General features: G+C 43.3%; 15 protein-coding genes and 1 pseudogene. All 16 read right to left on the bottom strand.

All coding sequences use genetic code 11. From position 1 onward, the window contains the following. On the bottom strand, positions 1-215 hold a 215-nt coding region (locus tag LBB20_02425), incomplete at its 3' end, for a hypothetical protein (GenBank protein ID MDR2735673.1). Between the two features lie 393 nt (positions 216-608). Then, a complete protein-coding gene (locus tag LBB20_02420) occupies positions 609-1,070 on the bottom strand; it encodes a hypothetical protein (protein ID MDR2735672.1) in 462 nt (153 codons plus the stop codon). Between the two features lie 77 nt (positions 1,071-1,147). Further along, positions 1,148-1,525, bottom strand: coding sequence for a hypothetical protein (locus LBB20_02415; GenBank protein MDR2735671.1), 378 nt, complete (start codon positions 1,523-1,525; stop codon positions 1,148-1,150). Positions 1,526-1,726: 201 nt separating this feature from the next. Beyond that, a complete protein-coding gene (locus LBB20_02410) occupies positions 1,727-3,205 on the bottom strand; it encodes a type II secretion system F family protein (GenBank protein ID MDR2735670.1) in 1,479 nt (492 codons plus the stop codon). Further along, positions 3,202-4,236, bottom strand: coding sequence for a CNNM domain-containing protein (locus LBB20_02405; GenBank protein ID MDR2735669.1), 1,035 nt, complete (start codon positions 4,234-4,236; stop codon positions 3,202-3,204). Before LBB20_02405 ends, LBB20_02410 begins: the two co-directional genes overlap by 4 nt. 739 nt (positions 4,237-4,975) lie before the next feature. Then, positions 4,976-5,629 (bottom strand): type III secretion system export apparatus subunit SctR, encoded by a 654-nt coding sequence (sctR, locus tag LBB20_02400; GenBank protein MDR2735668.1) that lies wholly within the window; start codon positions 5,627-5,629, stop codon positions 4,976-4,978. Next, on the bottom strand, positions 5,626-6,339 hold the full coding sequence (locus LBB20_02395; GenBank protein MDR2735667.1) for a FliM/FliN family flagellar motor switch protein: 714 nt from the start codon (positions 6,337-6,339) through the stop codon (positions 5,626-5,628). Before LBB20_02395 ends, sctR begins: the two co-directional genes overlap by 4 nt. Next, the gene (locus LBB20_02390; GenBank protein MDR2735666.1) at positions 6,309-6,611 is read right to left on the bottom strand and encodes a hypothetical protein; all 303 of its coding nucleotides are present in this window, start codon (positions 6,609-6,611) and stop codon (positions 6,309-6,311) included. The genes LBB20_02395 and LBB20_02390 overlap by 31 nt, the downstream gene beginning before the upstream one ends. 12 nt (positions 6,612-6,623) lie before the next feature. Beyond that, the gene (locus LBB20_02385; GenBank protein MDR2735665.1) at positions 6,624-7,361 is read right to left on the bottom strand and encodes a hypothetical protein; all 738 of its coding nucleotides are present in this window, start codon (positions 7,359-7,361) and stop codon (positions 6,624-6,626) included. 77 nt (positions 7,362-7,438) lie between these two features. Next, the gene (locus LBB20_02380) at positions 7,439-8,632 is read right to left on the bottom strand and encodes a pyrophosphate--fructose-6-phosphate 1-phosphotransferase (protein MDR2735664.1); all 1,194 of its coding nucleotides are present in this window, start codon (positions 8,630-8,632) and stop codon (positions 7,439-7,441) included. A 488-nt stretch (positions 8,633-9,120) separates the two neighbouring features. Next, positions 9,121-9,492, bottom strand: a pseudogene (rplQ, locus tag LBB20_02375) (50S ribosomal protein L17). A gap of 17 nt (positions 9,493-9,509) precedes the next feature. Further along, on the bottom strand, positions 9,510-10,511 hold the full coding sequence (locus LBB20_02370; protein MDR2735663.1) for a DNA-directed RNA polymerase subunit alpha: 1,002 nt from the start codon (positions 10,509-10,511) through the stop codon (positions 9,510-9,512). A 13-nt stretch (positions 10,512-10,524) separates the two neighbouring features. Beyond that, on the bottom strand, positions 10,525-11,133 hold the full coding sequence (gene rpsD, locus LBB20_02365) for a 30S ribosomal protein S4 (protein MDR2735662.1): 609 nt from the start codon (positions 11,131-11,133) through the stop codon (positions 10,525-10,527). Positions 11,134-11,154: 21 nt separating this feature from the next. Further along, positions 11,155-11,631 carry a 30S ribosomal protein S11 gene (rpsK, locus tag LBB20_02360; protein MDR2735661.1) on the bottom strand — a complete coding sequence of 159 codons (477 nt, stop codon included), beginning with the start codon at positions 11,629-11,631 and terminating at the stop codon, positions 11,155-11,157. 15 nt (positions 11,632-11,646) lie between these two features. After that, positions 11,647-12,024: a 30S ribosomal protein S13 gene (gene rpsM, locus LBB20_02355; GenBank protein ID MDR2735660.1), complete on the bottom strand. Its 378-nt coding sequence runs from the start codon at positions 12,022-12,024 to the stop codon at positions 11,647-11,649. A gap of 49 nt (positions 12,025-12,073) precedes the next feature. Continuing rightward, the gene (gene map, locus LBB20_02350) at positions 12,074-12,841 is read right to left on the bottom strand and encodes a type I methionyl aminopeptidase (protein ID MDR2735659.1); all 768 of its coding nucleotides are present in this window, start codon (positions 12,839-12,841) and stop codon (positions 12,074-12,076) included.

Genomic DNA, 12,841 nt, shown 5'->3' with positions numbered 1-12,841 from the left:
ATTTGGGGGATCAGCTCATAGATCTTAGATTCTGCAAATTTTTTGGCAGGATCCTTAGTAAATACGGGATATATATCAAAATGGTTGGTTCCTAAATTAGAACCTCTTCCATAGTCAGTGTCTGCTGGTGCACCATTGCAGTTTACCGATGCTACTGCCGACAAAGCGCCACAGAACATCATTAACAATTTCTTCTTCATTTTTTTACCTTTCATAATTTATTTGTTCACTATCATTAAGCCCACCACGGACTTAAGCACAGATTCTCTCACATTCTTCAACGACTTGGCAAGCATTTTTTTCGATTATGGTATTTTTTTGCATTTTTTTGCATTTTTCTGCATTACGATGGACTACACCTAACTGAAATAGGAAATAAAAAGCCTATCGTTAAACGATAGGCTGGCCCAGGGGCGCTAATTCATTTCACGAGAGACCTGGTAAAAAACCTATGGCCACCTGAAGCTGGTTTATTTTTACTTCCTGACAACCAGCAAGCCTAGGTCGTCCTTTTTCTGATGAATACTGGTTTTCCTAGCATTGAAAATTTTTTCAAATTTCCTCGAAGCAACTATCCGATGAGATCAGCTGGAACCATCTTGATGTTATTAATTGGTAAAATTCCTTATCACCTGGACTAGTAAAGCACGGGACCTCTTAACCTTACCTGATCTATTATCTGATCTATTACCTGATCTATTGCTTGATCTATTACCTGATCTATTACCTGGCTTTACTCCAAAAAATGTATACAGTGATTCAAAAATAGGTTTTTTCTTAGAATTGCCAGCTGGATCACCCATTGCAATCTGATTTAGCGCAGTAGTACTGGCCGGATTATTAAAGTACTGCGCAAGAAGCGCAAGCATTTCCTTTTTGTGCCTGCCTCCTCCATCAACAAAATCGACTATCTTTTCAATAACATTTATAGTGCGGCTGTCTATACCAGCATTAAATAATGCATTTGACGCTTCATTTCTATTATTCAGTGTAATCACAGCCTGCAGCGGCGAGATACTCCCTAGAAGCATAAAGCCAAGGATAAAAATGTAACGCCTATACCCATCCATTTTTCTAATCCATATAAAAAAATGTTAAAATGTAAATCATGAAAAAATTGCAAAAAATTACAAAAAATTATAAAAAATTACAAAAATATTTCGCTACGAGACATAATTTGTTTCATTAATCTCCTAGCTATAGCTGCCTTGGCTTTAGTTAGGCCAAAACTATTATCTAACAGTTTTAAAATTATATTTTTCATTTTTTTATATTTTCTTGGACAATTAGCAATTTCAATTAATAAGGTAGCGTTACTAAGATAATAACCGTATTCGCGTCCCCTGATTATAGCCAACAGCGAATTGAGGCTACTTCCACCAAATTCATCCACATAACAAATAATGGCTATAATGATTTCCCTCGTGCAAATATCTATTCCATAATCAGCCATTTTTCCACAGACAGTGTTCAACTCATCATAGCTGATTACCGCCTGCAATGGCAAACCGGTAGCCAGGAGCATGAAACAAAAAACCAAAACATTGTATTCACATCGGACCATCTAACATAACCATATTTGCCGAGAAACTAGCTGTATAAAAATTATGTCAATATTTTTGCCTAAAATCATACGAGACAGCTTGGAGCTAAGCGGCTTAACTAATTTATTTTTATTTGACTTTTATATCTTATATCATCCTCGGTTGTAAAAATTAACCCTATTTTAGGGTGCAATTCCCTGGATCAGAGTTATCAATGGCATGAATAACCCGATAACTATGGTTCCAACGAACAGGGACAGGATTACGACCAAAATCGGCTCCAACGTGGAGGATATTCTGGCAATGACCTCATCCAGGTCGTTTTCGCAGTTATTTGCGATGCTAATCATCATCGCGCCAAGCTGGCCAGATTCCTCTCCAACCCTTATCAAGCCTTCTACCATCGCCGGGAAAATTCCTCTTCTATGGATCGAATCAGACAGCGACAATCCCTGCTGAAGGTCCAGGATAGTTAATTCCAACTTAGCTCTCATCACAAAATTTCCAACGCCTGCGCTGGACAGTCTCATGGCATCGATGACGGGTAAGCCACAGAGCAACAGATCACCGAATGTTCTGGCAAACACCACCAGGTTCCATTTGACCATGCCATCGCCGACCAGAGGGATTTTTAGCAAAATTCTGTAAAAAATGTTTTTGACAAAACCCAGGCGTTTCAGCGAGCAACTCAATGCAAGCACCACCATCCCGGTCATTAAAAATTCTTTCCAATAAGAAGAAATCCATCGGCTTCCTTTAATTATTACGCTGGTCAGCGCCGGCATAGCCCGGGGACCGATTTGGTCTTCGATGATCTTTTCGAACTTGGGAATGACGATGCCTGTGAGTAGCAACGCAACCACCGAGGAGATAATCATGACCGTTAGGGGATAAAACATCGCCGACGTGATCTTCTTCCCCAGATGGATTTTTTTGTCCATCAGGTTGGCCATCCGATCCAGGGTTTCTGCCAGAGCACCTATCGATTCTCCGACCCTTATCATTGCGATCTCTGACCCATTAAATCTGACCTTGGACGACGCTATGGCTTCGGACAACGGGCTGCCAGATTCTATTTTCATCGAGAGGTTTTTGAGAAAATTCCTCAGGACTCTGTCTTCTGATTCCTGATTGATCATTATGGAAATGGCGGATCCAAGGGTTGTGCCCGAGGACATAAGCACCGAGATTCCGCGAATAATACGCGCTTTCTTCTCAATCTTTATACTCAGGAACACAACATCTTTATGTTTTTCATGTTTTTTACATTTTTCATATTTTTCATATTTTTTACGTTTTTGTTTTGCCGAGGGTTTCTTTTGGGAGCTTTGGTAGCTCACCGGCGATGGCATGTCTTCATATGTCGCAGCCAACCTATGCCGATCCCCAGATCCATAACCGGCTAGGCCATTGGCCAAATGCTTCGCCCCGATGGACCAGGCGTCATCTCTTTTGATAGCTGGTTGCCTGGCCACGGCCAAATCCACTGTTTCCGGTTCCGTCCCGGTCTGGGTTTCCAGGGCACAGGCCGGTGCATTTTCCCGGTCATTGGATGATTTCCACCGGGACACTGGTCCACTATCTTTCTCAGGGAAAAAAACTTCCGGTGTTTTGCTAGAAATCAATCCTACTCTATCCCTGACCCAACTCCTCAGTTTCATTTGCGCCGTTTCTGGAACTTCAGCTTCCGTTTAGCAACATTTTTAACACTTTTTCTTACCTCAACGTCATCATTCTCAGCAATTTCTATGCCAGTTATATGCTCAAAAATATCATCCAAAGTAAGTATGCCGATTATTTTATTCTCTTTTTTTACAAATGCAAGCTGACAGGCCTCGGTCAGGAACTCGTGGAGAGCTGTGGCCACAAGACTTTCACTATCAATGACCTTCGGTGTTTGCATCAATTCTCTCAGCTGTTTGGATACCTCACCATCGGCAAAGGCTTTAAGTATGTTTCTGCGCAAAACTATTCCCACCAGATTCTCGGGATATTCGGCATAAACAGGCAATCGGCCTATGGGAATATCCTTGTCCAGTGAAAAAACATCACGAATCGTTTTATTTTGATCGTAGGAAGTAAGATCACCCAGTGGTGTCATAACCTGGGCCACTTCGGTGCTATCCATATTGACCACATTGGCTATCATTCGACTTTCTATCTTCGTAAGCGTACCGTCCCGCACACCTTTTTCGGTCATTAGAAGTATGTCTCGTTCGGAGTAACTCGCCATTTTTTTCTGTGGTATCAGGATTCTCACCATCAATCTACAGAGTTTTGACAGCGGATACATGATGAACAGAATGAACCTAAGCGGATAGACCACAATCCTTTGTAGTTTTCTCCGGTAGGCTATACCGATGTTTTTTGGGAGTATTTCCGAAATGGTCAATATGACAACGGTCATCGCCAGAGAAAACAACCACAGTTTATCTTCGCCAAATATTCTTGACGCCATGCCTCCGGCGACCACAGCCCCAAAGGTATTTGCTACGGTGTTCAGTATCAGGATCGCCGAACTGGTCTCCTCGATATTGTCCTTACTATCCTCAAGCCATCGACCGATCCGGCTATGTTTCTTTTTAAGTGCCTCTACTTCAACTTGATCCGTACTGAATATCACCGCTTCAAGCAGCGAGCATATCCCTGATAATAACAAAGTAATCAATATGGTAAAAATCAGAGCGACCATCAACTGTCGAGAATTATACTATATGAAAATATATATAAAGAAAATAAATAAATAATTTTGCTAGATGGCCGCTGGAAATATGCTTCCTCTGGTGACCGTTAATATATACTACTAATAATTTATATTTATATAGTAGTAGTAGTAGGGGGCCCGTTAATATGTTAATAAGTATGAATTTGTAAGTATATTACAGGGATCCAGAGGGAAATTTTTGTGAATAACCCTGTGTATAACTATGTGAATAGTATGTGAACAAATGTGAACAACTACAGGTTATTAACACTAATTCACAGGCTATTCACAGGTTATTAACAGGTCATTGTGAATAACTTGACCGGGTTCTATTTGATGTTTTTTATGTCTTTTATGTCTTTTGTGTCTTTTTATATCTTTATATATCTTTTTATGTCTTTTTGTCCCTGGAACAAACCAATGCTGGGTCCTGTTTACCTGAAGGATCGGAGATTATCATAGATTTTTGTTGACAACCCAATGGTATTGGGAGAGAAGCTTGCTGTAGCAGTGGTATTTTTGTCATGTTAAATATTTTTCAGTACGGTAATAGGCTAGGGTTATGTCGAGGTCGGTCTGACCGGTGTATGCCAGATTTTGGTTCGTTCATTAGGATTTGGACGGTGCATTGGCGGCTGGCTTTTAACTATTGACCAGGGTTTTGGCAGTAAACGATGTGGTTGATATTCAAGGAGTTATCCAGTGATCGTAGTTGGGTTATTTCTGGTTATCTGTAGGTTTTTACAATACCTTCGATCATTTTTGTCCAGCCGTCGACCAGGACGAACAGCATAAGTTTGAATGGCAGAGAGATTGTCATCGGAGAGACCATCATCATACCCATGGCTAGCAAGATGTTAGAGACGATCATGTCTATGGCAATGAATGGCAGGTAGAGTAGGAATCCGATCTGGAAGGCATCTGTGAGTTCTGAAACGATGAAGGCCGGGATAAGAACGATTAGGTTACCTTCTTCCAGTCCGGTTTGCATTTCCTGGGGCCAGATTTCCTTTGCTGTGCTCATAAAAAATGCTCGGCCCTGGGACTTGGTATGTTTTTTTAAAAACTTCTTTAATGGCCCACAAGCCTTTGCCAGAGGGTCCTTTAGCGTAGCTATATTGTTCATATCGAATTCCAATCCTTTGGTTATCTCGAAGGTTTCCTGGACGATGGGGTACATTATGTAGATGGTAAGCATTATGGCGATACCGTTAAGTACCATATTTGGAGGAACTTGTTGTACACCAAGCGCATTTCTTATGAGGGTTAGGACCACTACTATTTTTACGAAGGAGGATACCAACATGAGCACGAACGGTGCCATGGTCAGTGTGGTGAGCACGATGGCTATGGTGGTCGGATCGAAGGAGATGCTGTTCATTTGTCGAAAATCTCTAGGATTCTTACGCCGGTTTTACCATCTACATTCACCAGTTCGCCGCTGCCGATGGGCGTACCATTCGCGCATATGGTCACCGGGCTTTCAATCGGGTTGTCACAGGAAAAAACGTAGCCTTTGTCTATGGTTTCCAGTTCACTGAGTGGTATTTTTTGATCAAATATTTCGAAGGTCAGTGTTACCTGATGCTTTGGTTTTTTACTATATTGTTCCGTTGGTTCTTCCGGCGGAACGAGTTTTGCATCATCTGGATCGGCATGCTTGGTTTGTCTGTTGGTTTCGTCTATGGCCGGTGCGCTGACGTGTTCAGGCTTGGTGGTGGTTTCCGGCGTGACTGCGGTCAAAGTGCTGTCGTTTTGGCTTTTTATTTCCTCGATGCTTTGTTCGATTTCTTCCACGGAAGAGGCCGCTGGGGCCGGTTCACCGACGGCCGGTTCGTCGGCAGGTGGTTCGCCGTCGGCTGGTGCATCGGCAGCTGGTTCGTCGGTTATTTGTTCGTTAACATCTTCTGAGCCAGCATCTTTGGATTCGATGGTCGCCTCACTGATCTGGGCGGATTCCGGGCTGTCATCCGGCCTGGTCTGGCCCTGACTGGTCGCATCGATTTGATTTTCCGCTGCAGAGTTCTCGGCTATTCCGATTTTCGCCGCATCGCTGCTCGTCATTTCACTAGGATCATTTTGGTTTTCCATAACATTTGCAGGGTTATCGTTTTTTTTTTAAGTAAATTACTGAGATCTGGAGTGGCTGCCTCGGCGAATGCCATGTTTTTTTGCTCTTTTTGCGCTTCGGTTGATTCCTCGTCAAGTTTTATAACCAGCTCACCTTGTGGGAGTTGTGTTTCACCCTGAGGATTATCCATTGGATTTTCTGGGAAGGCTTCTTTGATGATTTCGTCCGGATCGATGGTATCCACGTAGGATACATCATCGTCATCATATTCTATTTGATTTTCTTTGTCCATGGTATGTCGTTTCTACGGAATTGGTTTCGTGCTGGCTATCACTTTACCATCGGTTATCACTGCGCTGATTCCTAGTCCTCGAAGTGGGACCGGTTGGCCAGAGCCCAGGTGGCTATTTTTGATAAAAATTATGTCATTTTTGCCGATACTTAGGTATTCATCGTTTGTTAAGTACGTCCGACCGAGCTCGATAGAGTACTCGATCGCTATTGAGTTGAATTTATGAATTCTTTTTGGTGTGGTTTTTATTATGCTTTTGCGGATAAAATTCATTATTCCTGGCGTTCCAGAAATGTAAAAATTCGTCGCGAACGAGCCGTCCTGGGTCTTCAGGTACATGCAAATTTCGTCCTGACCGCCGCCGGAGCGAGTGGATTTTGCAACCTTCGAAATGCTGATGTTGTGTCTGAAAAATGTTTCTGCCCGGGTTAAAATATCACCCGCTGCGGCCTCGATGACCATTAATTGGATTTCGGGTGAGAGCGAATCTAGGTCGATTTCTTTACTAAAACTGTTCGATAACATGTGCATAGACGGCAGCTTATAGAACGATAGCCCTATGTCATCTATGCCGACGGAAACGGTAATTGTAGTGCATTCTTCGCCGGCTATAGCACTTGGCGCGGAGGTTCCAAAAGAAAATCTATTCTCTCCGCAGGAAATTTGCCATTCCCTTTGTTTTGCATATAACTCATTGAAAGAAAGGATATTATGATCCACACCTTCCGCAATTAGTACCTCCACACCCATAGCTACGCCTATGATACTATTATTTATTCGCGTATAAACAAGAAAAATAGGTGATTAGATTTTTTGATTGGAAAAATTTATGCTCCCTGACCGATTTCCTGGAGCATGGTAGAGAACCACTTAGTGGCAATGTCAAACGGTTTTCCGCCCTTGATTCGCGAAAATTCTATGCAGTGCAACTTGTTATTGTTTTGTTCATCGAAACCTATGACACCGGACCGGCGTTCTCTGGCACACTGTATCGCAACATCAACACTATCAGCGATTATTGACAAATCAGCGCCGTTTGCCGGTGCTGACCTGGCAAAGTAACCGCTTTTTTGAACCAAGGTTTTTTCAGCTCTCATAAGTCTAGAGAATTCGGACGCAAGCCATTGGCCTGGATTGACTTGGTCGAGTTTGACATGGCCAAATGGATCCCGCTTCACTGGCGTGCCGGATTTTTCCAGTTTTTCGACGATGATATCGAGGCAGGCACCTTCGCTCATAAATATATTTACACAACCGACCCTGTCCATTATTTCGCAGAGTCTGGCCGATTCTTTTTCTATATCTAGTTGCAGCTCAGGTAGATAAATTCCATGAATATCAAGCTTCTCAATGGGTAGCCCGATCTCTGGTATGAATTGTTTGGTTTTGAGAGATTGCCTGTACAGGTGCGCTGTTTTAGCTGTCAACCAGCCGCAGTGTCTGCCCATAACTTCGTGAACTATTAGCATTCTTGGACTTGCGGTACACTCGTAGACAAGGTTCGCAAAAAATTTCGCACCATATTCGGCGGCCGTTAATGCGCCCAAACTTTGCGAGATCGGGTACACATCGTTGTCGATGGTTTTCGGTAAGCCTATCACGGCCAAATTGTATCCGTTTTTTTTCAAAAATTCTGCCAGATCCGCTGCAGCGGTGTTTGTGTCATCGCCACCCAGAGTATGTAACACATCTATTTTATCTGCAACTAGTTGTCGGGCTGCAACCTGCCGCGGATCCTGTCCGGCGGATACATAACCTCTTTTTACGCAATCATCCAGGTTGGTCAGTTTAACCCTGCTGTTGCCGATGGCACTGCCACCGTGGGTAAGTAACGCTTCGGCATTTTTGCGCAGAGCCTGTGTCACAACTATCTTATCGCCAAGGAGAAGCCCCTTATACCCATCTTTGTACAGAATGATTTCAGTTTCCGGCGACGCTTTTGTGTACTTTTTAATCAAGTTCCCGACGGCAGCGGACAAACATGGAGCAATTCCACCGGCGGTCAAAATACCAACAATCATAGCTTAATCCTAAATAGAATATATCTGGCAGTAAAGCATAAACCTATTAAAATCAAAGAGTTAATATTATCAAAACAGTAATCTAAGACAATTATCCCCACAGATTGTACATTTTGTCAACTTGTGCGCCGAGCAAGATATCCTGCCGCAGGCCACACAACGCAGAACGTAACGTTTTGATTTGCTTATGGTTGGCGTACAGATGCCGGAAACTATCCAGATGCTAATCATACCCAGCACCGAAGTGATTGTGAATAAAATAATTGCAGAACAAATCGCCATTCCTTGGAGATTTTCTAAACTTTGGGTTCTGATTCTGGGTCGACAACCACCTCGGCTAACACATCACCTTTGGCAGTCGGGTTGCTTTCGATAACAGCTTCAGTATCAGGAAGTTCTGCACTTTCTTTCTTTTTTTCGGAGTGTTTACCGGCCATTCGTTTACGTCGACTTGCGCTCTGCTTTTTATAGCCACGGTCATCGGCTTTTACCTGTTCTATTATGGCCATCTTAGCGTCATCACCGCGGCGCGGCAATAACTTGTAAATCCTTGTATAACCGCCATTTCTGTCTAAAAACTCCGTTACAGTTTCGTCAAATAATTTTTTGATGGCTCCCGGGCTGCGCACATTTGAGATCGCCAACCTTCGAAAATGTAACTTAACAGCTTGATCTGTAGCTGCGTTGGCGTGTTTCGCCAGGGTTATTATTTTTTCGGCAAAAGGCCGCAATGCCTTCGCTTTAGCTAAAGTCGTCGTTATTTTACCATGGTTGAAAAAAGCTGTTGCCAAATTTGCCATCAAAGCCTTTCTGTGCTCTTTCTTCCTGCCTAATAAGTACTTATGTTTGCCGTGACGCATCAAAACTCCTTTCCGTATTAATTGTTGATTGGATTGTCGAGAAGCCGCTCATCGATCTTGATACCAAGAGATAACCCCAATTCCTCCAATTTATGCTTGATTTCATTGAGTGATTTTTTACCAAAATTTCTGTAGCGTAGCATTTCAGCTTCGGATTTCATCGCCAACTCACCGACGGTCGTAATGTTTGCGTTGTTTAAACAATTTGCCGCTCGCACCGACAACTCTATCTCGTTGACACTCATATTCAACAGTACACGCAGCTTATTTTGTTCCTCGGTCACTTCTCTGGCCGCCGAATCAAACTCAATAATGTCGTCGGTTATGTTGTCAAAGACCTCCAGGTGTCGCTTCATTATTGCGACAGAATCCTTTAGCGCATTGTCCGGCGAAATCCTGCCATCGGTCCAAATTTCCAAAATCAATTTATCAAAGTCGGTCACCTGGCCCACCCGCGTGTCTTCAACGTAATATCTTGCAAGCTTCACCGGACTAAAAAGCGAATCTATCGGAATAACACCAATATCCTGGTCGGGTTTTTTATTGTCATCGGCGATAAAATAGCCTCGGCCAACTTTGACCTCCATGGTTATGTGTAGCTTACGCTTACTGTTTATTGTGCATATCAATTGATCTGGATTTATAACCGTAACACCATCGGGGCAAATTATATCAGATGCCAACACAACTCCTTCTCTATCAACATCTATTTGCAATGGCGGCGGGTTATTCGTTGCGCTTTTGAATAAAACCTTCTTCAGATTAAGCACTATGTCGATGACGTCTTCGACCACGCCCGGCATACTCTGATATTCATGCTGAACACCAGCTATCCTTATCGACGAAACTGCAGCCCCTTCTATGGAATTTAACAGTATCCGCCTCAAGGAGTTACCTATACTATGTCCATAGCCTGACTCAAACGGTTCTGCCACATACATTGAATAGGTATCCGTGGCTGTCCCATCAACTTTGGTCAACTTTTTCGGCAACTCAAACTTACCCAGACGCTTAATCATAAATTAAAAAAAACTATCTATTATAAAATTCAACTATCAATTGTCCGTTTATTTTCTTATCCAGTTCTTCTGGAAGTGGATCGCGTTCGATTTTTCCATTCAACATGGTTTTATCCTGGGACAACCAAGCTGGAATCGACCTGTAGATCGAGTCAGCAATGCTTTGTGTTGCATATCTCTTTGACTGGGATGAATTTTTAACACCTACGCTGTCGCCAATTTTACACAGATAGCTGGCGATATCCACACAACGGCCGTTCACCGTAACGTGCCTGTGGGATACAAATTGCCGTGCCGCCCGTCGGGTTTTAGCTAACCCAAGCAGATAAACAATGCTATCTAACCTCATCTCCAGTAGGCACATAAACCGCTCGCTTGTGATGCCAGGCAACCCTTTAGCCGTATCGAATATCAGCCGAAACTGCTTTTCGGTCAAACCGTACATAAACCGCAATTTTTGTTTTTCGTTCAACCCAACGGAATACTCGGATGTGCGACGACGTAGCCGTGGACCATGTATGCCAGGCAGATAGGGCTTGCGCTCCACAGCCCTACAATCCGGGAATATTTCCTGGTTGAAACGTCTATTAATTCTTGCTTTTGGACCGGTATAACGAGACATAACTTCCTCCTATTATCACACTTACACTCGCCTACGTTTCGGCGGGCGACAACCATTATGCGGAAGAGGCGTATCATCAAGAATGCTGTAAACAGTCAAGCCTAAAGATTGCAACGTCCGTATGGCCGAATCGCGACCCATTCCTGGCCCCTTAACCTTCACATCAACTTCCTTAAGTCCGTGGGACATAGCAACTTTGCCAGCGTCCTGGGTAACAATCTGCGCAGCATAGGCTGTGGATTTTCTTGAGCCCCTGAAGTTGCATTTTCCGGAACTCGACCAGGATATCACATTGCCAGCCGGATCTGAAAAACAAACCTTTGTGTTGTTAAATGTGGCCAATATATGACATAGTCCCCGGGTAATATTTCTGCTATTTTTGGCACGACGGATTTTAACGTCTCCAACCTCATCGCCAAGAAGATCCGTAACCGATGCTTCGGTTTTTTGGGCCGAATCAACCGGAAGATCATCCTTCTTTTTTATTTCGTCACTCATAACCGCGCATATCTACTACTTTTTACCACGCAAAACACCAACCGTTTTCCTGGAGCCTTTCCTCGTTCTTGCATTGGTTGAGGTCCGTTGTCCGCGCACCGGAAGTCCACGGTAATGTCGTAGACCACGATAACACTTAATTGCCTGCAATCGTTTGAGATTTGAAACAATCTCCCGGCGCAAGTCACCTTCAATTTTCCATCCATTTTCAACAATAGTCGACGATATTTTGTTTATATCTTCTTCGGTCAACTCATTGGAACGCATGTCTGGATTAAGTCCGGTCTGCTCGACGATCAAATCGGCCCGCGTAGGCCCGATGCCATATATATAGCGCAACGCAAAGGGCAACTTTTTATTATTCGGTATATCTATTCCTAATAAACGTGGCATAATTTTACCTTTTGATAAACTAACTTCTCAACACTTTTGCTTTTGAAAATCATTTTTTTAACAAAGTCAACACTTCTGGTTCATTATTTGTGATTAATATGGTATGTTCGCAGTGAGCGGCCACGGATCCGTCGGTGGTTCTTATGGTCCACCCGTCATCGTCGACGGATATGTCGGATTTTCCTAGGGTTAACATCGGTTCTATGGCTATGGTCATGCCTTTTTTCAACAGAGGACCGGTGTTTGGTCTGCCATAATTTGGTACCTGTGGTTCTTCATGCATATTTCTCCCAACACCATGGCCGACAAGCTCTTTTACAACACCGTAGCCATGCATAGCCGCACAACATTGAATTGCATAGGAAATATCGCCAACCCGATTACCTTCGACCGCGGCATCTATGCCAGCCTGAAGCGCCAACTCCGTTGCATTTACCAAACTTTTAACGGACTCGTCCACCTGGCCAACCAAAACTGTTTTTGTGTTATCGCCGACAAAGCCGTCATAAAATGTTGCGACATCGATACTTATAATATCGCCATCGGTCAATAGAATCTGATTCGACGGGATCCCGTGGACGACCACATCGTTTATGGAAAAACAGGCATAGCCTGGAAATACTTTATTGCCACTTTTATAGTTATAGGTGGCGCTGGTGGCCCCGTGATTTTTCATGGATTCGAACGTTAACTCGTTGAGCTGTGCGGTGGAAATGCCAATTTTCACCTGGGAAACCACATCATCCAAAACCGCCGCTGCAACCTGTCCTGCTTTTCTCATTTTCAGTATATCGGATTCTGTCCTAATATTTATCAT

It is taken from the genome of Puniceicoccales bacterium, from assembly GCA_031283585.1.
Classification (GTDB): domain Bacteria; phylum Verrucomicrobiota; class Verrucomicrobiia; order Opitutales; family LL51; genus JAIRTH01.
This window is presented reverse-complemented; position numbering and strand designations above follow the sequence as displayed.

Excerpts from the sequence above, each read along its gene's own strand:
- LBB20_02385 (MDR2735665.1), bottom strand. The coding sequence starts at position 7,361 with ATGGGTGTGGAGGTACTAATTGCGGAAGGTGTGGATCATAATATCCTT.
- LBB20_02420 (MDR2735672.1), bottom strand. The coding sequence starts at position 1,070 with ATGGATGGGTATAGGCGTTACATTTTTATCCTTGGCTTTATGCTTCTA.
- rpsM (MDR2735660.1), bottom strand. The coding sequence starts at position 12,024 with ATGCCACGTTTATTAGGAATAGATATACCGAATAATAAAAAGTTGCCC.
- LBB20_02395 (MDR2735667.1), bottom strand. The coding sequence starts at position 6,339 with ATGGAAAACCAAAATGATCCTAGTGAAATGACGAGCAGCGATGCGGCG.
- LBB20_02410 (MDR2735670.1), bottom strand. The coding sequence starts at position 3,205 with ATGAAACTGAGGAGTTGGGTCAGGGATAGAGTAGGATTGATTTCTAGC.
- rpsD (MDR2735662.1), bottom strand. The coding sequence starts at position 11,133 with ATGTCTCGTTATACCGGTCCAAAAGCAAGAATTAATAGACGTTTCAAC.
- sctR (MDR2735668.1), bottom strand. The coding sequence starts at position 5,629 with ATGAACAGCATCTCCTTCGATCCGACCACCATAGCCATCGTGCTCACC.
- rpsK (MDR2735661.1), bottom strand. The coding sequence starts at position 11,631 with ATGAGTGACGAAATAAAAAAGAAGGATGATCTTCCGGTTGATTCGGCC.
- LBB20_02370 (MDR2735663.1), bottom strand. The coding sequence starts at position 10,511 with ATGATTAAGCGTCTGGGTAAGTTTGAGTTGCCGAAAAAGTTGACCAAA.
- LBB20_02415 (MDR2735671.1), bottom strand. The coding sequence starts at position 1,525 with ATGCTCCTGGCTACCGGTTTGCCATTGCAGGCGGTAATCAGCTATGAT.
- map (MDR2735659.1), bottom strand. The coding sequence starts at position 12,841 with ATGATAAATATTAGGACAGAATCCGATATACTGAAAATGAGAAAAGCA.
- LBB20_02405 (MDR2735669.1), bottom strand. The coding sequence starts at position 4,236 with ATGGTCGCTCTGATTTTTACCATATTGATTACTTTGTTATTATCAGGG.
- LBB20_02390 (MDR2735666.1), bottom strand. The coding sequence starts at position 6,611 with ATGGACAAAGAAAATCAAATAGAATATGATGACGATGATGTATCCTAC.
- LBB20_02380 (MDR2735664.1), bottom strand. The coding sequence starts at position 8,632 with ATGATTGTTGGTATTTTGACCGCCGGTGGAATTGCTCCATGTTTGTCC.